This is a genomic window from Pedobacter superstes (assembly GCF_037622515.1).
GTDB classification, from domain to species: domain Bacteria; phylum Bacteroidota; class Bacteroidia; order Sphingobacteriales; family Sphingobacteriaceae; genus Paradesertivirga; species Paradesertivirga superstes.
Map to the genome: position 1 here is coordinate 258,857 of NZ_JBBJCN010000005.1, position 25,419 is coordinate 284,275.

General features: G+C 39.9%; 18 protein-coding genes. 12 read left to right on the top strand and 6 right to left on the bottom strand.

Annotated features, from left to right (window positions below; translation table 11 throughout):
* Positions 1 to 23: 23 nt before the first annotated feature.
* A complete protein-coding gene (locus WG906_RS15165) occupies positions 24 to 971 on the bottom strand; it encodes a hypothetical protein (RefSeq protein WP_339993645.1) in 948 nt (315 codons plus the stop codon).
* 942 nt (positions 972 to 1,913) lie between these two features.
* Here WG906_RS15165 and WG906_RS15170 point away from each other — a divergent pair.
* The 6 genes from WG906_RS15170 to WG906_RS15195 all read left to right on the top strand — a co-directional run bounded on the left by WG906_RS15170 (position 1,914) and on the right by WG906_RS15195 (position 5,405).
* Positions 1,914 to 2,375: an RNA polymerase sigma factor gene (locus WG906_RS15170; RefSeq protein WP_339993646.1), complete on the top strand. Its 462-nt coding sequence runs from the start codon at positions 1,914 to 1,916 to the stop codon at positions 2,373 to 2,375.
* Positions 2,356 to 3,069, top strand: a complete 714-nt coding sequence (locus tag WG906_RS15175; RefSeq protein ID WP_339993647.1) for a hypothetical protein — start codon at positions 2,356 to 2,358, stop codon at positions 3,067 to 3,069. Before WG906_RS15170 ends, WG906_RS15175 begins: the two co-directional genes overlap by 20 nt.
* A gap of 90 nt (positions 3,070 to 3,159) precedes the next feature.
* Positions 3,160 to 3,690 carry a DUF4252 domain-containing protein gene (locus WG906_RS15180; RefSeq protein ID WP_339993649.1) on the top strand — a complete coding sequence of 177 codons (531 nt, stop codon included), beginning with the start codon at positions 3,160 to 3,162 and terminating at the stop codon, positions 3,688 to 3,690.
* Positions 3,687 to 4,277, top strand: a complete 591-nt coding sequence (locus tag WG906_RS15185; protein WP_339993650.1) for a hypothetical protein — start codon at positions 3,687 to 3,689, stop codon at positions 4,275 to 4,277. The genes WG906_RS15180 and WG906_RS15185 overlap by 4 nt, the downstream gene beginning before the upstream one ends.
* A 153-nt stretch (positions 4,278 to 4,430) precedes the next feature.
* A complete protein-coding gene (locus tag WG906_RS15190; protein ID WP_339993652.1) occupies positions 4,431 to 4,610 on the top strand; it encodes a hypothetical protein in 180 nt (59 codons plus the stop codon).
* 207 nt (positions 4,611 to 4,817) lie between these two features.
* Positions 4,818 to 5,405 (top strand): hypothetical protein, encoded by a 588-nt coding sequence (locus WG906_RS15195; protein ID WP_339993653.1) that lies wholly within the window; start codon positions 4,818 to 4,820, stop codon positions 5,403 to 5,405.
* Between the two features lie 710 nt (positions 5,406 to 6,115).
* On the opposite strand, the gene WG906_RS15200 is transcribed toward WG906_RS15195, so the two are convergent.
* Positions 6,116 to 7,525, bottom strand: a complete 1,410-nt coding sequence (locus WG906_RS15200; protein ID WP_339993654.1) for a TolB-like translocation protein — start codon at positions 7,523 to 7,525, stop codon at positions 6,116 to 6,118.
* Positions 7,526 to 8,078: 553 nt separating this feature from the next.
* On the opposite strand from WG906_RS15200, the gene WG906_RS15205 reads away from it, so the two are divergent.
* Positions 8,079 to 10,532 (top strand): PAS domain S-box protein, encoded by a 2,454-nt coding sequence (locus WG906_RS15205; RefSeq protein ID WP_339993655.1) that lies wholly within the window; start codon positions 8,079 to 8,081, stop codon positions 10,530 to 10,532.
* A complete protein-coding gene (locus WG906_RS15210) occupies positions 10,507 to 10,908 on the top strand; it encodes a response regulator (RefSeq protein WP_339993656.1) in 402 nt (133 codons plus the stop codon). The genes WG906_RS15205 and WG906_RS15210 overlap by 26 nt, the downstream gene beginning before the upstream one ends.
* A gap of 23 nt (positions 10,909 to 10,931) precedes the next feature.
* Here the strand turns inward: WG906_RS15210 and WG906_RS15215 are convergent, their stop codons facing one another.
* Complete coding sequence (locus WG906_RS15215; protein ID WP_339993657.1) at positions 10,932 to 13,481, bottom strand: BamA/TamA family outer membrane protein; 2,550 nt, start codon at positions 13,479 to 13,481, stop codon at positions 10,932 to 10,934.
* Between the two features lie 209 nt (positions 13,482 to 13,690).
* On the opposite strand from WG906_RS15215, the gene WG906_RS15220 reads away from it, so the two are divergent.
* The 3 genes from WG906_RS15220 to WG906_RS15230 all read left to right on the top strand — a co-directional run bounded on the left by WG906_RS15220 (position 13,691) and on the right by WG906_RS15230 (position 16,373).
* On the top strand, positions 13,691 to 14,323 hold the full coding sequence (locus WG906_RS15220) for a phosphatase PAP2 family protein (protein ID WP_339993658.1): 633 nt from the start codon (positions 13,691 to 13,693) through the stop codon (positions 14,321 to 14,323).
* Positions 14,324 to 14,566: 243 nt separating this feature from the next.
* A complete protein-coding gene (locus tag WG906_RS15225) occupies positions 14,567 to 15,010 on the top strand; it encodes a hypothetical protein (RefSeq protein ID WP_339993659.1) in 444 nt (147 codons plus the stop codon).
* A gap of 268 nt (positions 15,011 to 15,278) precedes the next feature.
* Entirely contained in the window at positions 15,279 to 16,373 is a 1,095-nt protein-coding gene (locus WG906_RS15230; RefSeq protein WP_339993660.1) for an MBL fold metallo-hydrolase, read from the top strand.
* Between the two features lie 401 nt (positions 16,374 to 16,774).
* On the opposite strand, the gene WG906_RS15235 is transcribed toward WG906_RS15230, so the two are convergent.
* Positions 16,775 to 18,301, bottom strand: a complete 1,527-nt coding sequence (locus WG906_RS15235) for a SulP family inorganic anion transporter (protein WP_339993661.1) — start codon at positions 18,299 to 18,301, stop codon at positions 16,775 to 16,777.
* 224 nt (positions 18,302 to 18,525) lie between these two features.
* Between WG906_RS15235 and WG906_RS15240 the strand changes: the two genes are divergently transcribed.
* Positions 18,526 to 19,236: an SIMPL domain-containing protein gene (locus tag WG906_RS15240; RefSeq protein WP_339993662.1), complete on the top strand. Its 711-nt coding sequence runs from the start codon at positions 18,526 to 18,528 to the stop codon at positions 19,234 to 19,236.
* Between the two features lie 112 nt (positions 19,237 to 19,348).
* Here WG906_RS15240 and WG906_RS15245 read toward each other — a convergent pair whose 3' ends face one another.
* Positions 19,349 to 19,711: a response regulator gene (locus WG906_RS15245; RefSeq protein ID WP_339993663.1), complete on the bottom strand. Its 363-nt coding sequence runs from the start codon at positions 19,709 to 19,711 to the stop codon at positions 19,349 to 19,351.
* 65 nt (positions 19,712 to 19,776) lie between these two features.
* The gene (locus WG906_RS15250) at positions 19,777 to 25,380 is read right to left on the bottom strand and encodes a PAS domain S-box protein (protein WP_339993664.1); all 5,604 of its coding nucleotides are present in this window, start codon (positions 25,378 to 25,380) and stop codon (positions 19,777 to 19,779) included.
* Between the last annotated feature and the right edge of the window lie 39 nt (positions 25,381 to 25,419).

Consider the following 25,419-nt stretch of genomic DNA (forward strand, 5'->3'; position numbering starts at 1 on the left):
TTACTGATAATATATGCGACATATTACGATTTAAAAATATTGATTCCGATAATGCCATTCAAAATCATCCTCGAATTTATAGGAAGTTCAATCCATGAAGGAGAATGTGGGTCACTCCTCTGAACTTCTTTTTCATTAACAATAGTTTTTTCGCCGAAAGAAGCCAGATAAAATTTGCCGTCAGTGTTATTAAATTTGATTGATAAGTGGGGAGTATTGACCCATTCTGACGGGATCTTGAAAATATTTGAATCCTCTCTGGTTTCTTCATCGCCAGAAACAATAATCTCCGCATCTTTCATATAATATTCAACCTTATGTCCGCGATAAGCTTTATCAGGCAAAATGGTTTCAAACCGGGCAAATCCGGGTTGTTCAGTATTTTGCAGTTTGCTTGCATCGTATTTTAATTCTTCAACGTAAGGTACTTCATAATATCCTTCACTATAAAAGTTAAAGCCTTTTAAAATGTCCTGGTTTACATCAAAGGTTTCGGCAATACCGGTTTGACGTGGTATAAAAGTAACTCTTAAATTTTCTTCTTTATGACTTCCTCCAGGCAGCAATTTCCCGATAAAACCTTTGTCGCCGCGGGCATAATCCGGATGCGATACAAACCGGAAAACCCATTTACTGCTCGATGGTTCTACAGTTTTTCCGCTTTCACGGTATTCATTAAGTATTTCGTAAAATTTCTTAACCGCTTCCTGAACAATTAGTCCGAAAATGCCCTTTTTGTTATCCATAAACTCCCGGTAATCTTCCGGGTTAAAGCTTATGATGTATTCGTGGTAGAAAACAATTCTGTCGGCAAAAGTCAATTGCCCGATAGATTCTTTGAATTTATCTATGATGTATTTATAAACGACGTTGGGTGTAAGAGCTTCCGGTGCTGTTGGCGCAGAGCCGCTATCATTTAAAAACCATTCGTGGATGCCAATACGTTGCCAGAATGAAGGTTCTGTTGTCATTTGTGATATAATCTAATGTGTAATTGTGATATGATATTATAGAACCACAAAAGGGGGGCGGATGTTTTAGGGGCGAGAGGAATTGCTGGCGGAAATTAAGATGGTAAATTATTTTATACAGTCTTCATACTTGATCTTTTAAGGTGACCCGTGCTAAAATAACTAATAAGAGGTCTTGTTTGGGTTTTATTTTACAGTTGCAAATTGGAAAAGATACGTTCTGCTTTTTTTAGCATTTTGTCATCCCGACCTTAGGAGGGATCTCATAGCGTCCGCTTGTGCTGTACTTGAATTTTAAAAGCTTTACATCTCGAAGCCTGAAGACTGCAATCGCCATTCCCCCCTAATCGTCCTCGTTTGTAACGAGGATGCAGCGAGGTCTGCGAATTTTTCGCCCCTTAACTCACATCCAAAATGAATTTCTAAATTTGGAAAACCATCAACCTTACCACTGTCCGGAGATCGATATTACATTACGAACCAGCATCAAACCTATTTCATCACCTGTACCATTGTTGAATGGGGTAGATCTGTTTACCCGCCCAGCATACCTTAGTTTCTAAATTCATTAAACCTTACATTTATTTTTATCCCCTAATCGTCCTCGTTTGTAACGAGGATGCAGCGAGGTCTGCGAATTTTTCGCCCGTTTTATTCCCATCCAAAATGAATTTCTAAATTTGGAAGACCATCAACCTTACCAATGTCCGGTGATCTATATTACATTACGAACCAGCATCAAACCTATTTCATCACCTGTACCATTGTTGAATGGGTAGATCTGTTTACCCGCCCAGCATACCTTAGTTTCTAAATTCATTAAACCTTACATTTATTTTTATCCCTGATGTAACGGGTTGGCATTGTCAATTGTTATATATAAAACTGGTTCACGATATGGATGCTGCTCGGTTCAAGGCGGAGGTTTTTTGCTTAAAAAATTTGTTGTACAGGTTAGCATTGCGGCTATTAAATAATGCACCCGAAGCCGAAGATGCGGTGCAACATATTATGATGAAGATGTGGCAAAAAAAAGATGAACTGAATGATATAGAAAACTTAACGGCATTTGTAATAAAGGCATTGCGAAATGATTGCCTGAACAGGCTGAAGAAGGAGCAAACAATCGTACAGCACCACGGACAGTTTGCGAAAACGCAATCTCTTTCTACGGAGGCTTCGCCGGGCAACATGGTAGAGCTCATAAAGGGCGCGATAAATAAACTGCCCGAAAAGCAAAGAATTACAATTCATCTCTGCGACGTGGAAGGTTTTGATACTAAAGAAATTGCAGAGTTACTGGATATAGATGAAGGCGCAGTGAGGACAAACCTTAGCAGAGCAAGACAAAAAATAAAAATGCAAATAATAAAACTTCAAGAGTATGAAGAGCGGAAAGTATAGTGGGCTTCTGGATAAATTTTATGCCGGCACCGCAAGTGCGGAAGAGATTAGTTTGTTACAATCAGAAGCGTTGGTCAACGAGCAGGATATTTTATATACCGAAATGCTGAAGGAGGAAAGAGGGCAAAAAATGGATTGGGAATTTGAGGATTTTATGAATGACATTCCCTCAGATAAGGTAGAAGCTTTTCCGGCCCGGAGAGTATGGATGAAAAGAATTTTGTCAGCAGCGGCTATGGTAGCAATAATAGGAGCTGCTTATATTCTGTGGCCGCAACCGCAAACGGATAAAATGGCAAATGTACCTGCATCGAATAAAACGGCAGAACCTAATAAAGAGCTTAGGGCAACCGCTGTATCACCGGAAAATGAAATAAAAGAGGCATCACAGGGAGCAGAAAAAGTAACAACAGTATCGAAAATAAACAGGGACTATGCTGTGAATACCGATAAGAAAAGACCGGTACAGAAAAGTATCAGGCAGGCAGATACAACAGGTGTGAGCAATAATTTAGACTCCCCCGAGTACCTGGTAATTGTAAACGGCCAACCTATTACGAATGAAGCAGATGCAATTGCCATAACCCGCGAATCACTGGCCATGATTTCGCAGAATCTTACCCTTACGGTAGATGAACTAAAACCGATAAAGCCGGATAAAAATAGAGCTATAAGACACCCTGATCAGGAATAATATCTCATAACATGAAAATCGATATAAAAAAACAATCAACGTAAAACTTGATGCAACTTAAAAGCAATAAAAAATTAAAAAAAAATGAATATGAAGAACTTAACCACAATCATCGCCGTCCTTTTCTTTTACGGCACAGCTTTCGGACAATTGAATGATGTCCACAAAATATTTGATAAATACCAGGAGGCAGAGGGTATTACTTCTATTAAAATAGGAAAGCCAATGTTTAGCATGCTGAACCGACTTAACATACATAACGAAGATCTGCAGAAAATAAAACCTTTATTAGGGAAGGTAAATTCTATAAATATCCTGATCTCAGGTGGAGGCAAACTATTAGACAGCCTTGTAAATTTGGGATCGATTTCCATACAACAAGGGAAGAATTCTCCAGGATTGCAAAATGAAATTAACCAGGCCGTAAAAAAATTAAATCTTGTGGAACTGGTAACCATAAATTCCAGCGGAAGAAAAATGAAATTATTAACAGCAGACTCTTCCGGAGACATACTGCACACCTTATTGTTGTCTATCACCGGTGACCAAAATGTTTTAATGTTGCTGGATGGGGAGATACCAATGGCCGAATTATCAAAATTTATTTCGGATCAAAAATGATTTTCTTAACCTGTCACAAAGAGATCATGACCCGAAGTATATTTCGAATAAAGCTTAGTTTTATTTTTTTACTTGCAGCAGCCAGTTTTAGTTCGTGCTTTGTTTCCTCGCGCAGTGATGTTAATGTCTTCAATAAGAATGAATATGCCAGCACGGTTTCAGTGAAAACAATTAGAGTGCCTATGTTTATCGGCAAGCCGATGATAAAAAATTATTTAAGATTTGGGGAAAATGTGCCGGGTGAAATTGTCAAGTTAACAAGCGGGATCAAAAAGGTAAGAGTCACACTTGCAGAAACCACCAATCCAAAACTGGTCACTGACTTTCGGAATTCTATAAATGGGCTTTCCGGTGCAGAATGGCTTTCGGTGCATAATGGTTCGCAATGGTTTTGTTTAAAAGCAGATCAGAATGACCAGGACGTGATAAAAAGGATCACAGTTTCCATTTCCGTCCCGGAAGCAAACCAGTTGGTTTATGTAAATGTTAAGTGTGATCTAACACCCGACCAACTGAGCAAACTGATCAATTATACACTGGATTCAGAGGCGGGAAATTTTTATTCTAAAGGAACCGGTAAAAGATAAAAGAAACCATACAATTAGATTGTCGCTATCCCACCCGTGTCTGGTGCCCTTCTCTAAATCGTCCCCTAAATCGTCCTCGTTTGTGACGAGGATGCAGCGAGGTCTGCGAATTTTTCGCCCGTTTCACAAACACACACACATGCAAAAGTAAATTTGGAAGACCATGTAATTGGGCATTATAGTCATGTAAACGGGTATTATGACTATGTAAACGGGCATTACGCTAATGTAATCGGGCATTGCGTCAGTGTAAATGGACATTACGGCGTTGTAATTGGGCATTACGATGACGTAAATGGTCATTTCTGTTATGTAATAGGCGACGCTTCTTAGAAATTCTTCCCTAAATCGTCCAGGTTTGGAACGAGGTGCAGAGAGCTTGGCGAATTCTTCGCTCGCTCTCATCCACATCGCGTCAGTTAGCAAGGCGATACACAAAGAAATTTATCCTGCTTGTCTTCAGAATGTTAGATAGGTCAGTCGTTTTCTAGCAGTATTTTATGAAACCTAAGATTAAACTTTTCGTATTTGATCGCCAATATGAAGATTATCCAAAAACTCCTACTGCTTTCCTTTTTTTTATCTGCAACCTTTTGTGATTCGTTTGGCCAACAAGTCGAAAAGAAAGTCTCACCCTTTCGTTTTCTAATCCGGGGAGGTCTTGAGTATGGTGGTGATGATGTGGCAGAGGTTTATTTTGTTGATGGAAGCAAGCAGTCTGTCAAAGCGGGTCAAGGGGCCTCTATCGGGATCGGAGCAGAATATCAAGTTCCGGGTTTAAAAAGATTGTTATTTCATGCTACAGCGGGGTACAAATTTGTGACGACTAAGGCCGATAATGCGAACATCAGTTTGAGCAGAGTGCCTGTTCAACTTACTGCCAATTGGATGGCGACTAAAAAACTACGTTTCGGTGCGGGATTAGCTTCTCATCAGGTCATTCGTTTTAAAGCGGACGATCTCGGAGAAGACATAACTTTCCGCGGTGCCCTGGGGCCCACGGTTGAGTTAGCATATAGCGTAATAGGGCTGACGTATACAGCTATAACTTATAAAGACCAGGCAGATCAGAAGTATTCGGCCAACGCTATTGGCGTTTCAATTACCCTTGCACTCCCTAAACGATAGTTTCTCATCCGGTCCCGAGTTTGGCGCAAAAATGTTGTTAAAGCATTCGTTGTAGAGTAAGCCTCTGATTCCGTTGGTGGAATCACCTCACCCTTGATTCCTGTCCTCAAGGAGAGAGTATATGTCGCCTTATCCGGTATGATGCCTGGCCTGTATAACACGTAGTGAGAAGGTTGTTAAAGACCCATCGTCGTATTATCCGCCTCTGTTTCCCTTCTCCTCGAGGAGAAGGGTTAGGGATGAGGTGATAAGAACAATTTTGATTAACGATCATCGGAATTAGGAGACAAATGATACAGATATAGTCTGTGGGACAACTACCATGGAGAAAGAGTTCATCGCCCGAACTCCAATGTTCTACCCATGTTCTACCCATGTTCTGATATATCCGCTATATGTTCCGTATCTGCACCGAATCACCATACCGACTGCACCGAGATTTCTCGGTTCAGATGCGGTTCAGATACGGAGCAGATCCGGTGGTGATCAAAGGCCGGTCAGTGGCCGATATCGATAAAGAACAATTTTGATTAGCGATCATCGGAATTAGGAGAAAAATGATATGGAGATGGGTCTGTGGGACACAGACCACGGAGAAAAATAAAAAAGGCGAGCTGCCCCGCCTTTTTTCTCAAATAATCCTTATTGTGATTTGCTTTTAAAATTTGTTAAGGAAAGCTGTCCTCATAAAACAGCTAAGCAAATCCCTCCTAATATTTCCTTTTCAACCAATTCTCAGGTAAGGGAACAATACAAATATTCATAGATCTGCCGTCTTCCGAAAGCATCGCCGATTGTATTTGAATTCTTGTTCCATCCGGACTAAAAGTTGGGTGGATATGATCCGCAGCTGTTGCTTTATGTCCGGTTGTCAGCTTGATCATTTCACGGGTATGTCTGTCTATGAGATAGAGTGTACGTGAAAAATCATCACCTGTTGCAAATCTGCCGTCCTGAGAGCCGTGAACATGCCAAAGTCCGCTGCCACTCGGCGTTTGACCCGCAATAGTCATTTCTCTTGTTCTAAGATTGACTATAGCCAGTCCGGTGGGCTTTTCGCGGGTTCCTGATGGTCCCCAGTCTGCTTCCTGGCCGGGATTTGCCCCGCCAACAGCAGTTGCCGGTGCTGTAACTCCCGTATTAGTTCCGGGTATTTTTCTGTGACCCATAATTGCCATGGCCACTTCATCACGGGAAATCACCGCCTCGTGCGTCACCCATTCGTAATCGGCCTCAGGGTAAAGAGGGCGAAGCCCGGTTCCGTCGGACAGTACTGTCCAGGTACGTTGCGGCGATTTACCACCGGTTTCCCAGCAAAATACCAGTTCGCCCGGGTTCCATGTATTCGATTGAATATGCCCAACCTGAAATGGTACTGAAATTACATGTTTAAATTGTCCGGTTTTAAGATTCATACTGCCTATGCCGGAAGGCCCTGCTCCCATATTGCGTGGACCGAAAGTTTCGGAAATCTTCGTGCCGGCGGCCAGGTATTTTGTCGCCTCTTCTTTACCTATACGGAAATAAACTAGTTCTTCGCCACCATCCAGGGCAAGATCGCCGCTTGCACCCATTTCTGCAGGCGTTGTGCCACAAATCCGTTGGTAAACAGAGGCAGCCTGCATTTTACCAGCCTTGCTGTCGGCAAAAAGCTTCGCGAGATCTACTTCAACAATATCCATCGAGCGATTGCGGTTTTGCCGCGGACCTGCCGGTTGTGAAACTGCTGCAGCAGGTCTTGTCTGGTTCCCGCTATTGCGTAAGAAGTATAATTTCATCGATTTTTGGGCAATACAAAGAGCTCCGCTATATCCGCCTTCCGATACCTGTACAAGGTCGCCGGTTTTCTCATTCACTGCCATCGCCTCGCCCTGAGCCCGGCTCGATCTGAATATCAGCCACTGACCATCCGAGGTCCACTGAGGGTGTGTTGGATAAATTTTACTGTCGCCCCCGGGTGTGCTGGTTAAAAAAGTAAGCATCGTGCCGGTAACCGGGTCTTTTACCACTTTACGCTCCGAAGGGAATCTTCTGCCAAGCTGAGCAAAGCTTCCGGAAGAGAAGAATAATGTGGTGCATAAAGCCAAGGGAAAAAATAAAACGCGTCTTATTTTTGTCATATATTTATTTTAGAATACGTTGGAATACTGGACAATTGGTTAATCGAAATTACAAACAAATTGAAGACCTGAGTAAAATACAGCGTATCATTTCTGTTATAACCTGAGTTCAATCTATAGATTTAATTTGGTGCCCAGACATCATGCTGAAAACGCTGATCCAATGCTATTAAGTTAAGGATTTGAAAGATGTCGGTGAGGACGCGACACAGGGGGAACAAATGAATCAACCAACCCCTTTAATTTTCCCGCCAGCGGGGACACAAAAGGGTTAAAACCCCGATTCATGAGCTTTGTCGCCGTGTAAGCTAAAGGACACCAACTGGGCATTGTCGCCGTGGTTGCAGTCTCCACCAAGCACTCAACTCAATACTATTGCCCGCTGGCGAAGAAATTTTGCTATTTGAATAAATCGAACTCAGGTTTAGATGTGTCACAAAAACGCCTTACATACGAGCCCGTTTTTTTAAGAATCTGCCAGAACTAAAAAGAATGCTCCCACGTATAAATAGCGTTTGTTTGCACCTAATTCTATAATTATAACCTTTTAAACTTGAGAAACAATAACCCGGTTCATACAGCAGATTCATTATTACTGAGGAAGCTGCATTCTACTAAGCTTATCATTACATTTAGCGTAATCGTAACAGCGATTTTAGTTTTAATAACATGGCTGTTTGATATTCATATTTTTAAGCAGCCTTTTCCTCAGTCAGGTGCTACAAGTCCAATTGTGGCCATTACAGCAATTTTATGCGGTTCCGTCTTACTGTTGGTATCCGGGGAGAACAAAAGTTCTTATTGTTTCAGGGCGGGTCAGGCATTGTCCTTGCTGGTCATTTTTGGTACTGCATTAAGGCTCCTGGTATATTTCTATAATCATAATGTCGATAGCTATATTTTTTCCACAGGAAGGTCTTTTTGGGATGGAAAGTTCGTATTGATTCCGGTGAATTCTGCCTTCGCATTCTTGCTCATTGGGATTTCATTGTTTCTGTTGACTTTTAAAAAGGCATTTCTGTCACAATCACTTTCGCTCATCACTGCTTCAATAGCGGTCATGTCACTTATCGGTTATTTGCATGATATGCCGGAGTTAGCTTTACCATTTCCGGATTCCCTTATTACACTAAACGGAACTCTATGGATACTGATGTTATCGGTATCTATACTTTTAGCGGGTAAGGATAAGGGATATATGGCAGAGATAATAAGTCATTACAGTGGGGGAAGAAGTGCCCGAAGCTTATTTCCAACGATCATAATTGTTCCTTTAATTCTGGACATATTACGTCTTTACGGAGAAAAAAAAGGCTTATATCCCTCATCATTCGGACTAGTACTTTTCTTTTTTACTATACTGGCGATTTCACTTTTTGTGATATTGAATTCAATAAAAGCGGCTAATAGAATTGATTGGGATCTGGAAGCGGAAACAGACGAACGCCAAAAGGCTGAGGACGAAATCAAGAAAAGCAAGTTGTTCCTTGAAACAATTGTTGAGAATATTCCAAACATGATCTTTGTAAAAGATGCTCAGGATCTTCGGTTTGCGGCAATTAATAAGGCTGGGGAACAATTATTAGGCATCTCAAGAGAAGATTATATTGGTAAAACAGATTTTGATTTTTTTCCTCGGGAGCAGGCAATATTCTTCAGGGAAAAAGATTGGGAAGTATTTAAAAATGAATCCATAATTGAGGTGGAAGAGGAGCCAATTTTAACCAAACAAGGCCAGCGTTGGCTCCGCACGAAAAAGATACCTGTAAAGGATGAGGAGGGGAAGCCTTTGTACCTTGTAGGGATATCAGAAGACATCACACAGGATAAGTTTCAACAAGATAAAATCAAGCAGTTTTACGCGGAACTCGAACTGAAAGTTAAGGAACGAACTTTGGAGTTGTCTAACAAAGAAAGGCGCTTCAGAGCTTTAATTGAGAACAGTACAGATTGTCTTACAATTACCAACGCTTCAGCAGTAATCATTTATGAAAGCCCGGCAGTAGAACGTATTACTGGTTATTTATTGGAGGAAAGAGCGGGAAGATTATTGTTCGGGAATGTACATCCGGAGGATGTTGAAAAATGCGAAAAACTCTATAACGCCCTGGTTAAAAATCCGGGGAAACCGGTATATCAGCAATACAGGATACTACATAAAAATGGCGACTATATCTGGATTGAAGGAACAGCAACCAATTTACTCGGGGATGAAAGTGTTAAAGCTACTGTTTTCAACTATCGTGATATTACTGACCGGAAACAACGAGAGCAGGAAAGAGAGGTACTCATACACGAACTAACAATGCATAATAAAGATCTGCGGCAGTTTTCATATATCACGTCTCACAATTTAAGGGCTCCGCTATCGAACCTATTGGGCTTGTTGGGGCTAATTGATATTAATACTATCGAAGATTCATCCTTGAAGGAGATCATTCAGGGCTTTGGAACTTCTACAAACTCATTAAATGATACGGTTAATGATTTGTTAAAGATTTTATATATCAAAGAGAATACTGGCTTAGAACAGGAAGACATTCACTTACTATCCTTATTTCAGAAGGTCGCGGCCCAGGTTTCTAACCTGATAGATGAAGTTGATCTGGAAATTGATCTCAATCTGAAACCCGGGACTGTTATTAACTTTAACAGAGCCTATATGGAAAGTATTTTTCTTAATTTGTTAACTAACGCAATTAAATATCGGTCTGATAAGCGAAAACTCAAGTTGACAGTTAGGATTGAAGAGTATGAAACAAAATCTGTGCTTACCTTTCAGGATAACGGAATTGGCCTGGATATGGAGAAGTACCGGTCCAAGGTTTTTGGACTATATCAGCGATTTCATAATCATCCTGACAGTAAAGGATTGGGTTTATATTTAGTAAAATCACAAATAGAGGCCCTCGGCGGCAGGATAGAGTTAGAGAGTGCAGTTGATGAAGGAACAAAGTTTACACTAACATTTAATAAAGCATATGCTGAACAAAGTTCTTTTTATTGATGATGATAGAGTAGCGTCTCTGATTAACAGGAGGTTAATGGGGAAGGTACTGCCGGAGGCCGAGATAGTTCAGGCTTCAAACGGAAAAGAGGCGATAGCTTATTACGTAAATTTGCTGGAATGTATTGATGAAAACGTATCGTACCCTGAATTAGTTTTTTTAGACTTACACATGCCTGTTATGGATGGTTGGGGCTTTCTGAACGAGTTTTCAAAACCACAATTTCAGCCTTTTAATAATACAAAGATTGTGCTCTTGTCGTCTTCTGTAAGTCCTCTCGACCTTGAACGATCCAGGGGATTCCCCATCGTAATAGATTTTGTTGCAAAGCCAGTAAGCGTAGAGTTGCTGAGAATGTATCAAGCCGATTTATAACAAAAAATGCCCTGGATCCAATATTAGAATCTTTGTCTTAAAGTTACTGAAGGCTGCAGCCCTTCATCAGAAAAACCTGCTACTGCCCTGATAAATAATCGTTTAAAGGGGTATATAAATATTCCGGCTCCATATCCATGATGAATAGTATCGGATGTATCATTTTCTATCCATACTCTTCCCGCATCATAAAAGCCAATCAGGCCAATTTTACCCGGAAGAAAGTATTTCATGAAATTAGGTAGGGTTATCCGGGTTTCGAAGTTCGTATAGGCAAGATTATCTCCTGCAAAGCGGAACTTTCTAAAGCCTAATAAATTATCCTGGCTGCCCAGGAACGCGCTCTGGTAAAATGCGGTTTTACCCAAGGTAAATCCTGCGCCGGTGCGGTTCGTCAGAATAAATTTACCCTTGGAGTCGAGAGATTTGTAAAAGGAAATTTGGGGAAATGCCTGGGCATATGAATCTGAATATTTATTTAATCCTGTATAACCGTGCATTCTTATTGTGAAGTTCAGGCCCTTGGTTGGAAACAGCATGTTGTCTCTGCGATCCCATGCAAAATTCAGAAACAGGCCTGCATGGCTTTTATCCTTTTGTAAATAATCGTATTGGTCAATTATGGGCTGGGTGCTGATTAATCGTCCGGAATTACCTGCGGGATTAAACTTAAAATGCTGGAAGGAAGGACCGGCGCTTATAGAGATGTTTCTTTTAAAGCGAATACGGAATGCCGGATCAAGTTGGAAATATGAAAAGTTGGTGCGGTAGTATGTTCTGAAATCACCACTTTGATCAAAAAAGGTTTCATTTCCCCTGCCAAAGAAGTTAAGGATATTTCCTTTCATATCAGCAAACCCATCGATAGTAAAATCGGTGTTTTTAAAAACGGAAATCCATTGTGCGTTATATTGTAGTATTAAGGCTCTGGAATTCAGGTTTTTTAAGACAGAAAACTTCTGCTTGCTGCCATATGGATCTTTACGAAAACCTTCCTTTTTTATGGAGTAAGCTAATCCTAAAAAAATACCGTCCACCGACCTCAGATCGACGGTAGGCGACATGCCTGAGGTATTGGTGTATAAATTGCTGAATACTTTTTGAGTGTTCAGGGTGTCATTAGACAAATGTTTTTTGAATTGTTCCTGTTTTCCCAGGAATTTATCATCATCCAGGTTTTCATAAATGTCCACTTTATTTTTCGAAGAGCTCAGTTCATAGCTTTTTTGTCCCTCGCCTCCGATAAGCCGCACCTTTATTGAACTGGTTGGAATATTCAGATGGATACTGTCTTTCCCTTTTCCCGTAAAAAGTCTTATTTCCCGGGTTATCTCTGGTTGGAAATTATTAGAAAATAATAGCTTTTCTGAATTTCCTGAGGGAGAAAGTTGGTGAACGGTCACATTGACCTCTCCATTCGCCTGTTCTTTGAATTGTATCAGTTCTTCCTTGTCAGAGCTTCGGATATCAATTATCCTGTAAAGGAAATGATAATAACTATCCATGGCCTGCATCATATTATTCCGTCGTCCCTGAAGTGTTTCGAAAATCCAATCTTTCCGGAAATTCACTGAGCCCGGCAGTTGATTTACAGCTTTTCTTAATATTTCATCAGGCAAGGCGGAAACAAATTCACTGGTCATTTGCATCCATTCTTTATAGGTATAAGAATTAAGCAATTGCTGATTGAGTTTTCTGCCATTGAAGAAAAATGCGTTCACATCTTTATAATTCGCGTTAAATCCTTCAAGAAAAGACAAAGAGCTCATGCCTGATGCTGCTTTGGGTAAAACGCCCTGGTTAATGTACAGGGCCTGGTCGCGGTCGCGGGGTATAACCAGATAGTCTTTGCCATTACCTTTCATCTTATCTACCCAACGCCACTGATCTTCATGCCTTCCCCAGTCGGCAATAAGTAAATCCAGTAGCCGCGCACGAAAAAATACAGCACTGTCTACGATATTTCCGTTACTTTCATCCAGCTTTTCGAGCATTTTAGAGGTGTTGTCAGAATCGCCTTCAGGCTCCCGCTTTTCCAGTAAACATACACTTCCGGCAAAATCTTTTTCATACTCACCCAATGCCTTATCATGAGCAACAAATCCAATAAGCGGATTGGTATGCGGGACTTTAACAGCAGCGGCCAAAACGGGCACCAATAAAGCAGAAAATGGATGCTGCGCCGAAAAATTATCATATATCCAATACTGATAAACCGAGCCTTTAATAATTTCCGGAGCCAGGCCATCCGAATGTTTTTCGACTGAGCGTAAAACCCATTCTACGCCGCTTTTATCCTCGAGTCGCAAAGAATGCGACTGGTGGCCGCCCCCCGTTTGCGTGGGTGTTAAGCCGCCCGCTATTTCAGAAATTTTAATTACAGGAAGTTTTACCGGTAAGGACCATTCTTTCCGGTAATTTTCGCCAAAAAGCTTTCTGTGGATATTTGGAACATCATTGTATGATGGATGCACTCTTACTTCGACGCTGTCCTTTGTCTCAGTTATATATTGTGCATGACAAGTAAAAATGCAGCTCAGGAAGAATACTATGCTCAATATTTTTTTTGTCATGTGTGGTTAGCCAGATTATCGCAATTCGCATATACTTAACAGTATAACCCAAGCAGTGTTTTAAAAGGGCCAGTATCGTTTCTGCAAGCAGAAGAAGACAAGGCTTTTCCGGATAAAATCAGCGCTGTATTTATTGTTAATTTATGTTTCGCCCAAGTTATACAAACAGGCGGTAGTAAATGTTGTTACCGTATAATTAAAACAGATGAATGTCACCACATAGAAAACGAATTCTTTTTTATTTGCTGGGTTTTTTAATTCTGGGTTTTATTATTCTTACCGCCTTAATATATGCTTTCCCCAGTTCTGTGGTCGATCAGGAATTTTCTGAAGAGATACAAGAACATCAGCATCCGTTTTTAGATGCTTTAATGAAGGGTATTAGTGCAGTCGGAGTGTTTCCCTATTCGGTAATAATGGTGTTATTCACAGCCGCAGTATTTCTTTTATTCAAATTTAAGAAAGAGGCTTTCTATATCTGCGCCACACTTCTGTCTGGTTTAATAAGTTCTTCATTAAAAATTATTATTAACAGGCCCAGGCCAACAGAAGACATGGTCAGAATAATAGGGGAAACGAAACGCCAAAGTTTCCCAAGCGGACATGTCCTTTTCTACGTGGTGTTTTTTGGATTTCTGACTCTGTTAATGTATCATCTGAAATCAATTAATACGCGGTTTCGAATAATTCTGGGCTGCATCTCTCTATTTTTTGTATTTACCATCCCTTTCTCAAGGATTTATGTTGGTGCCCATTGGTTTACGGATGTTCTGGGCGGTTTCTTATTCGGTCTGCTTTGTTTGCTTATATTAGGGTATTATTATTTAAGAAAACCAGTTTGAGTATTGTTCAGGGCGTTTTTTCTTAATTCAGATTGTCTTAATCCGGTTCAGTCACCCAAAACCTGTTTTTGTATTCTCCGATTTTTCTCGGGTTAAAGGCGGCCATTTATCTTAAATTATATATAACCATTTTCATCTTTAGCCGTACTAAAGAAATGTTGCCCCCTGCGGGTTTTAACAGAAGAATTTTAGATTGTTCCACACATCCCGGGTTACCTGGTTATAGCGTATTGAAAAGAGTTTATGGAATCGAAAATAGCGTCTTCAATTGGTTTTTTACATCATATGGGTGTTGAAGAGCTTTATGTGGTAACCACCCATTGGTTATCAGACATCGTGTTTTTTGAACAGGAAATCAGCTATTTCCAATCCCTTATCTCTAGATACTTTTTGCCAAATATTGAAGAAGATAATTTGTTGCTGATAAGAAGTCTCTCAACTCATTTTGGATCTCTTAACTTAAGGAAAGAACAGCTTCGAAATACTATTCTTCAACATCAGCATCAGTTAAGTGACCTGCTTCAAACAAATAATATTGAAAACGAATCTCAGCTTAACGTAGTTCATTCCGAGCTTGAAGGAAGATTTTTTAGCTTTATTACTGAGCTGAGGCAAATAAAGCTTGAGTTTTTTAATGCCACTAAGTTTAGCGGACAAGCTAAAACTAAGATCGGGGATAATTACTAAACATTTCGTGCTCAATGAATAATTGTGCTGTTTAATATCAGCAGCATTTTTGCCTTAATTTCACGGCGATTTCTCTTTTTTGCTAGCAGGGGTAAGACTCTCTGACGCTGTTTTCATGATTTGATTCTTAAAAAAATACTCTGATTAAGAATTCAGCAGGGGGCGTACCAGTTATTTTTTAAACACTTTATCGAAAGAAGTATAGATTAACTTTCTTTGTAAAATAATACAATCGATAATAAGGTTCCTTTAGATCAGACATACATAAATGATTTCAACCATCTTAATATTACTTCTGTTAGTTGTCTTTACCTATATTTTCCTTCATCAACCACAGTTCGGAAAGATATCTTCAGGCAAACGGCTTGAAAGAATTAGAAATTCTCCTAATTACAGGAATGGGAAATTTCAGAATATAAATCCTACTCCGGATCTGACCGAAGGTGTTAGTTATTTCAAAGTACTGAGGGAGGTGATTTTTAATAAAAGTAAAAGTTCCAGACCCCCCGCGATATTACCATCATCAAAAACCGACTTATTGAATTTGAATTTAGAAGACGATATATTGGTCTGGTTCGGACACTCTTCGTATTTTATCCAGGTTGACGGAAAAAAGATTCTTGTAGATCCAATCTTCAGCGGACGTTCTTCTCCTGTTAAATTCACTACCAGAAGCTATACTGGCAGCGATGTATATTCGGCAGAGGATATGCCAGAAATCGACTACTTGTTTTTATCTCACGACCACTGGGATCACCTGGATTATGAAACTGTTATCAAACTGAATCCTAAAATTAAAAAAGTAATTACTGGTTTAGGTGTGGGTGCTCATCTGGAACATTGGGGGTATTCGCCGGATAAAATTATAGAATGCGACTGGAATGAGGAAGTGAATTTGGAGGATGGATTTAAAGCGTACACTGCTCCGGGACGACATTTTTCCGGACGCGGCCTTAAGCGGAATCAGGTATTGTGGATGTCTTTTGTTCTTGCTACCCCTTGCATGAAGATTTATTTGGGTGGCGACTCGGGCTACGACTCCCATTTCGCAAAAATTGGTAGTCTGCATGGCCCTGTTGATCTGGCCATTCTGGAATGCGGGCAATACGATAAGAACTGGAAATATATCCATATGATGCCTGAAGAGATAGTTCAGGCTGCCATAGATTTAAAGGCTAAAGTACTATTGCCTGTTCATTGGGCAAAGTTTTCACTTGCACAACATGCCTGGGATGAACCAATAACACGTGTTTTAGAAGAATGTGAGAAAAGGGATATGCCTGTTCTTCATCCGATGATCGGCGAGTCAATTTATTTGAAAGACATGAAAACCTGCACGCCCTGGTGGTTGAATGTTAGATAATTAGTGTTAGCGATATTCGGCATAACCATATACATGATGCATTGCGATGTTCAATATGCGCTGGAGCGGGTTTAACTGTATTCTGGTTTAAACGAGCGGAGAAAAAGTGTATAAAAAAACAGACGATTTTATCGCAAAATTTATCAGGACAGGCTTGATTTTCAGAATGGCATAAATTTGGTATTGTACCTCACATGGAAAAGAAAACTCAACTAAGCAGCACAGACAAGCTTTTAAAAGCTATCCTTTCAAATGACGTAAGAAAATTCAGATTAAAGCAACAAAAAGTTTTAGATATGACGAAAGCTTCTTAAAAGCAGCCCGACACACACACATAAATATATACACGAAAAAAAGAGCATGAAACGGCTCTTTTTTTTATTGCATTAAAATCGTTTTTTCTAAGCAACGGGGTATTCCGGATCTTCCATAATATTGACATCGATGATAGCCCGGGCATTTTTCAATAACTCTCTGCAATCGGGGCTAAGGTGTTTGAGATGCAGGTTTTTGTTCGCTTTTCTATAACGTTCTGTTAACTTGTTTAAGGCATCTATGCCCGACATGTCTGCAACGCGGCTTTCCTTAAAATCGATAATTACTTCTTTGGGGTCTGTTAAGACATCAAACTTTTCATTAAAAGCAGAAACGGAGCCAAAGAAAAGGGGGCCGTAAATCTCGTAATGCTTTATGCCTTGTTCATCGGTATACTTTCGGGCCCGAATTCGTTTAGCGCTCTCCCAGGCAAATACCAGAGCTGAAATAATTACCCCTATTAATACAGCTAGTGCCAGGTTATGGAGCCAGATCGTAATTAAAGCAACCGTAAAACATACGACGACATCAGCCCCGGGCATTTTATTGATTATTTTAAAGCTTATCCACTCGAATGTTCCTATGGCAACCATAATCATCACTCCCGTAAGTGCTGCCAATGGCAGCAGTTCTATAACTGGTGCACCTACCAGGATTATGATTAAAATCGTTAATGCCGCAATAATTCCTGATAATCGTGAGCGTGCCCCTGCAGATAAATTAACCAGGGTTTGCGCTATCATCGGACAGCCTCCCATTCCTGAGAAAAATCCGTTTAATATATTGGCGCTTCCCTGGGCAAGACATTCTTTATTTCCCCGGCCACGGGTCCCGGTAATTTCATCCACCAGATTCAGAGTTAGTAAACCTTCAGTCAGTCCCACCGCTGCCATAATTAAAGCATAGGGGAAAATAATAGTCAGTGTCTGGAAGTTAAAGGGTACTATAGGGATATGAAAAGGTGGAAAGCCTCCGCTTACCGAAGCAATATCTTTCACAGTTTTGGTATCAATGTTAAATCCTAAAACTATGCCGAAAACCACCAGGATTGCGACAAGTGAGGCTGGTATGGCTTTGGTGATTTTGGGTATTGAAACAACCAGTGCAATGGTTAAAGCTGTTAGTCCTGCCATTATTGTCAGGCTACTTCCCGATAGCCAGGTAGTTTGTCCGTTAACTACTGTTTTAAATTGCTCTAATTGTGCCATGAAGATAATCACCGCCAGGCCGTTAACGAAGCCGTACATCACTGGCTGTGGAACCAGCCGGATGAATTTTCCGAGTTTGAAAAAGCCTACCAGTATCTGAATGAAACCGGCCATTGCAACTGCGGCAAACATATATTCGATTCCGTGAGATTTTATTAAAGCAATAAGAACCACAACTGTTGCACCGGCGCCTCCTGAAATCAGGCCGGGCCTTCCGCCAAGTATTGCGGTAACCAATCCCATTATAAAAGCGGCATATAGGCCGGTAAGTGGGGGCAGCCCTGCTAATATGGCAAATGAAAGTGACTCGGGAATCATAGTCATAGCAACGGTGAGCCCGGCAAGTATTTCTGCTTTATAATCCACTTTCTGACTAAAATCGAACAGGCGCAAATAGGGTTTCATTTGTCAAACTGAATTAAAAAGCTGCAAAGGTAGCGATTGGGAGGCTTAGCAGGTGGTGTTTAATGTTCTGGATGATTTATAAATTTATAATTCCATATTAAGCTGTTACGACCATGGACATAATTACGTAAGGTCTATAGGATAGGAACTATTGGTTGAATTATGTGTTATGGAAAATATCAATAGGAAGCATCTAATGTAAACACACAAACACAAATATTAATATGAAGAAAATTATTGTTATCGTTCTATTAACCGTCGTAGCATTTTCCGGATATGCGCAAAATGTTGATACCCGCAGAAAAATTGAAGTTTCAGGATCCGCCGAGGCGGAGGTAACACCTGATATAATTTATGTTGGAATTTCACTTAAAGAGTTTTTTCGTGATAATGCCAATAAGAAAAAAGTTGAAATTGAGGAGCTGGAGCGGCAGTTGCAGAAGGCAGTTCTGGATGCCGGCATCCCTAAAGAAAATTTCACCATTAACAATATTTCCAGCTATAACTATGCTTTTGAAAAAAAGAAAAATCCGGAATTTTTAGCAAGGAAGCAATACAGGATTAAGGTGACGGAGTTAAATAAATTTAATCAGATTTTAAGTTCAGTGGAACCGCGGGGCGTGGAGTATACTAATATTGAAAGTTATGATTACTCAAAAATGGAGTCTTTAAAGCAAGATCTCAAAATACGGGCGCTTAAGGCAGCAAAAGATAAGGCTTTGTATTTGGCAGGCGCTCTTGACGATAAAGTGGGTGACGCGCTTGATATTCAGGAAATAAATAATGAATACTACCCGCAACCAATGTACAGGGCAAATACTGTAATGAGTATGGACAAAGGAATGAGCGCTGAAATGGCTCCTATGCCTGATATTGATTTTAAGAAAATTAAATTAAACTACCAGATGAGGGCGGTATTTGAGCTGAAGAATTAAGCTTTCCACAGGCTCAGCCTCGACAGTCCCAGGGCTCAAGCTGGACAAATTAGTTCGAAGTTCAGCTTGAGCTATCTGTTGATTTAATGCTCATAGAGCACTAAGTAATGTTTCAGGTCGATATAGTTACCAATAAATGTTCAAGTTGATCCAAGTCAAACGGTTTGGCCAGATGTGTATCGGCGCCAGCTTCTTTTGCTAATTTTTCAACATCATTATTCGCTGAAAAATAGATCACCGGAATGTGCTTGTATTCAGAGTGGTTTTTTATTAGTTGAGTAGCCACTTTCCCCCCGGATTCAGGGATCCAGTTATCCATCAGTATAACATCCGGCCTCGTTTCCTCAATATCCGCTAAAATATTTGCACAGGTGGTTCTGGTGCTAATTTTCCATCCTTTTTCTTCCAGCAGATATATTAATATGCTTAAAATATCTTCATCATCATCAAAAACTAAAACGCTTTTTCCCATCATCTACAAAAGTATTGTAAATAAATTATTTGTACAAAAAATTAGTTTGTAATTAATTAGTTAAATTTTTATAGTGGAAGAGAAAACCAGAAAGTTGAACCCTTATTCTCCTCGCTAATTACGCCGACTTTTCCGCCATGTCGCTTTATAATTTCAGCAGAGATGAATAATCCTAAACCCAGGCCGGAGAATTTTGCAGACGATTCCTGAACTCTGAAAAACCTGTCGAACACAAAATTCTTTTTATCACTGGGTATACCAATACCAAAATCGGTAACCGAAACCTTAAGCATTTTATGCTCCTTAGAGATACTCAGCACAACCTCGTCTGCTTCAGGGGAATATTTTATAGCGTTAGACAGGAAATTTGTAATTACCTGTTCTAATCGATGCATATCTGCTTTAACCTTAATGCTTTTATCTCCCTCAACAATTATCTTGTGGCCTATAATATTATTTTCAATCTGATCCAGGCAGTCTTGAATAGCTTCACCAATGGCAAATTCAGAGGGATGGAACTCCAGGCGTCCAGCTGTGATTTTGGTAACATCCAGTAAGTCATCAACAAGTCCGGTTAAACGGTTAACCTGTTTATTTGCTTTTTCTATAAATGCATGGATTTCGTCAATGTTAGCATTTCTCCTGGTAAGGCGGGCTGCAATTTGAAGTGAGCCTTTCATGCTGGTTATAGGAGTTTTAAGTTCATGACTGGCAATACTCATAAACTCATCTTTCTTTTGCATCAGCAACTTCAGGGCGTCCTGGGCTGTTTCCTGTTCAGTAATATCTGTCAAACTACCTATGTATCCTTCAAAAACATCGCTTTCAATAGCATTGCTTTGAGCAAGTACCCAATGGTATTCTTCATCAACAAATTTAACTCTGAACTTAGAATGATAAGCAGTCCGGGTGTTAAAGGCCTCCATGAATTTTTTGTATTCTCGTTTGGCATCATCGGGGTGAAAAGCCTGGCCCCAGCCTAGATTTAAACTGTCATTAAAACTTAGTCCGGTACATTGAATCCATTGCTGATTTACATAATTACATAAACCTTTCGCATCCACTTTCCAGATCATGAAAGGGGCCTGATCAGATAGTTGCCTGAAATAATCTTCCGAAACTCGTAAGGCTTCCGAAACATTTTTCTGTTCATCAATATCTGTACTTGTTCCTACCCACATGGAAATTATGCCATTTTCATCAAACTGGGGCACCGCACGACTAAGATGCCAGCGATAGGTTCCATTCGCACTCAGTAATCTCCGTTCAATTTCAAATACTTCACCTGTTGTTATAGCTCTTTGCCAAACTTCCTTGTTTCGTGCTTTATCTTCTTCATGGACAATAGACTCCCATCCGGAGCTCGTCATTTCTTCAACTGTTTTTCCAGTGTAATCGAGAAAAATTATATTAAAGTAATTTAAGCTGCCATCGGGTAATGCCGTCCATAATTTTTGAGGAATAGCATTAGCCAGAAAACGAAACCGTTCTTCATTTCTTTTTATTTCCTGGTTAGCCCTTATCATATCGCTCACATCAAATGCGAATGTGGCTACACCATCAATGTTACCATCGATATCTAAAACTGGCTGATATACAAAATCAAACCATACATCTTCTGATTTCCCCTCACGCCTCCTGTCGACCTTTAAGTGAAAGGCTTTTCCAAAATAGGGCTTTCCTGTTTTGTAGACCTCTTTAATCAGTTCATCGGCTTCATTGTTCTCAATAGTAAAATCATCCAATTTTTCAATGGCTTTGTCCTGTAGGTCATTTCGCCCAAAGTAATCAGTTACCGCTTTGTTGATGAACTCAATTTTCAGGTTTGATCCGCGTCTTATGGAGATTAGGGCGGGAGCATTCATAAAAATGCTTTTAAACTCTTCTTGCTGATTGGTGATAATTTTTTGAAGCCGTTGTTCCTTGGCTTCGGCCGCCTTTTTATCCGAAATGTCTATTACATAGGTTACCGCAACGGCGTCCTGTTCATTCACCGATGCGGCTCCAAGCAAAACACTAATGCGTTTTCCGTCTTTACGTACATACTCATTTTCAAAAGCTGAAATAACTCCTTTTGTATTCAGCTGCTCTCTTGCCCAGGCATTTTTTTCAAGAAAGCCTGCGGGTGTTATATTTTGCCACGTGATTTTTCCGTTGTCCAGATCTTCCCGTGTGTAACCAAGCATATCTAAAAAAGCATCATTCGCACTAATAATAAGTCCGTCGGCTTTAGTAAAAAGCATCCCCACCATATTCGACTCGAATACTTTTCTGAACTTGCTCTCGCTGTTAATGATTTTTTGCTCCGCCTCTTTCAATGATGAGATGTCGAGCATAGAGCCAAGCATTCTATAGGGTGTTCCGAACTCATCTTGCAGCACACGCCCCCGATCCAGGATAATTGAATATGTGCCGTCAGCCTTTAAAAATCGATATTCTTCATGCCACTGTTCTTCATGATTATTAATTGCAGCAATAATACTTTCTTGAACCCTTTCCCTGTCGTCCGGATGGATTTTACTGTCCCAAAAAGTTCGTTTTTGGACCTCCGGATCAACTTCGTATTGAAATATTTTGTAAAATGATTCGCTCCACCATATTGAGTTATCAACCAGGCTCCAATCCCATATGGCATCATTTGTTGCCCTGGCCACCAGCCGGAAACGCTCTTCACTCTCAAAAAGCTCTTTTGTTCTCTCTTTAACTTTCTCTTCTAATCTGGAATTTGTCTTTTTTAGATTCTCTCTGACCTGAATAAGTTCGTTATAATTACTTTTAAGTCGTAATTCAGCTAATCTTTTGTCCGTAATATCAGAGAAGGTGGCTACAAATCCATCCATCATTTTGACGGCAACCACTTCAAACCATTTTTCTACATTGTTTTCGATAATGTTAATTTCGGTATGAAGAGTTTCCCCTGTAGTTACTACGTCTATATATTTCTCAATAAACCCGTTCTTCGAAATCAGTGGGACACTGCTAAGTTTTTTTCCGGTGGTCTGCCCGTCTATGTTAAATAAGAGCTCAGAAGAATAATTCGCTGTTTGCAGTTCAAAATCGGCGATCTTATTTTTCCTGTTTCTGATAGCTTTAAAAGCTACGATGGCGTTTAAACTCGAATTAAATACACCATTGATTATATTGTTGAGATTTTCAATTGCGGAGATATCTACAAAGGTAATTATCGCCCCATCAAGCGTTTTATCCTGTTTGATATATGGAAGGATCCGCATTAAGCAACGGTTATCATTCTGAAGAATAACTTCCCTCTCAACAGTTTCTCCGGTTTTTAGAACCTGATGTATATCTTTTAACAGATTTTCATACCGGATATTGGTAGAAATATGATTGATCGGCCTGCCTGTATCGGTCTCTATAAGATTGATCATATTGACAGCAGCCGAGTTAAATTTCCTGATTCGCAAATCAGAATCAAGAAATATCTGGCCGATATCCGTACTTCTGAAAAAGTTATTTAAGTCATCATTAAGCTCTATAAGCTCTTTAATTTTGAGCTGATGTTCGGTGTTTAAAGTATGCAGTTCTTCGTTGAGTGATTGAAGTTCCTCGTTGCTCGACTGAAGTTCTTCGTTTGCCGACAATAACTCTTCATTGCTCGATTGAAGTTCTTCGTTAGTGGTTTCCAGGCCTTCTATAGCCATTTGAAGGTTGGAGCGAGCTTCGGTCAATTCTAATTCAAGCTCAGCAACGTATTGATTTTGTTCTGCGGAAGAAAGTATATTAGAGTCTTCTTTATGATGTATCTGACTCTGGAAATGCTCGCCTAATATGATAAGAGTGTTTGGTTTACCTTCCAGAGGTTTGGGGGGAGTAACCGATATACTGACGAAAAGGTCGGTGTCGTTCGATTTAACCCGTACACTTTTCAAAAAAATCTTTCTTTCTTCTTTCCAGCTCCTTCTTACCGCTGTGTTCAGCGCTACTGAAAGCTCCTGCGGAACCATTTTTAGAATATTGAGATTCAGCTTCTTTTCTGGTAATGACAAAAATTTGTTGTAATCGCCGGCTGTTTCCTTTATCTCAAAATTAGTATCAATATAAAAGCCCACATACCCGAAATCCTCCATCATTGAATCACTAAATTCCTGGGTAAGTGTGCTTATTTTACTTTTCTCGATTTTTGGAAAGCCAATAGCCTGCCGTGGAAAAGATTTATTCCCGTCAAAAGGCCGATAGATTTCGTGCGGCTGAGTCTTATTATTTCCGATTTTTCTGAAAATTTTCCACTTACTGTTTACTTCATAAACTGATTCTTTTATAGAAGCGATTGTTTCGCTGGGACCCAAGAACAAATAGCCTTCCATATTTAATGAGAAATGCAGGGTGGAAAGTACTTTTTGCTGTAAAACAGAATTCATGTATATCAGCATATTCCTGCAACTTACCAGATCGTTCTTTATAAAAGGCGGATCCTTTATTACATTGTGACGCGCAAATACAATCTGTTTTCTTATTCGTGGGATGATCGAGTAATTTTTACCATCTTTTATAAAATACTGGTCAAGAGTTTTCTCGTCTATATCTTTTTCTATCGTATCCGGGTAAATATTTCTTGCGGCAAATTCAATATTACTTTCATCAATATCCGTAGCAAAGATTTTTACATCTAAAGACCTTGTTGTTTTTTGCAGGTATTTATCAATAAGTATAGCAATTGAATAAGCCTCTTCACCGGTGCTGCAGGCGCAGATCCATATCTTAAAAATCGAATTGTCTCCTTTTTCTCTTACAATGCGGGGCAGAACATCTTTGTATAAACTTTCAAAAGCCGGCTGATCTCTAAAAAACTTTGTTACACCGATTAAAAAATCTTTGCTTAAGCGATTTACTTCATCCGGGTTTTTATGCAGATGGTCTGCATACTCATTTAATTTACTGAATCCCTTTTGGCCCATACGTTTGCCAATCCTGCGGATAATGGTAGGGGACTTATAATAGTGGAAATCGTATCCGTTAGTCTTATATATCAGCGAAAATATTTCTGTTAGAAGACCGTCATCAATTTTACCTTTATTAAGAACGTGAACAGGATTTTCATGTATATGGTTGTAAATTTCCTCGGGCATCATTTCCGGGGGAAGAATAAAATCGGCATTCCCCGATGTTATGGCACTGTTAGGCATGCCATCGAATTTCGCGGTAACCGGGTCCTGAACGATGACCATTCCTCCGGATTGTTTAATCGCCTCAATTCCCCTTGTTCCGTCTGTTCCTGTGCCCGATAAAATTATTGCAATCGCTTTTTCCTTTTGATCCCCGGCAAGGGTATTTAAAAAATAATCTATCGCTGTATTCGGTGCTTTTTTCTCGATCTTTTCTGTCAGACGGAGTTTTCCGTCTTTAATAGTCATTAATTTTTTATTCGGAATGATATAAATGCACTCTTTGTGAACCTTCATGTCGTTAACAGCCTCATATACCTTCATGTGAGTATGCTTGGATACCAGTTCAACTAATAAGCTTTTATAGTCGGGTGAAAGGTGCTGAATGACGATAAACGAAAGGCTGGAATTTTCAGGCATATTGTCGAAAAACTCATGAATAGCTTCCAAACCACCTGCTGAGGCTCCTATTGCCACAATAAAATGATCACTTTTAGCACTCACCTTTGTTTCTTCAGTGCTATTTTTCAACAGTTCTTTATCCAGCATTTCGGAATATTTTTTTAATTAAATATTTTGAACAACATT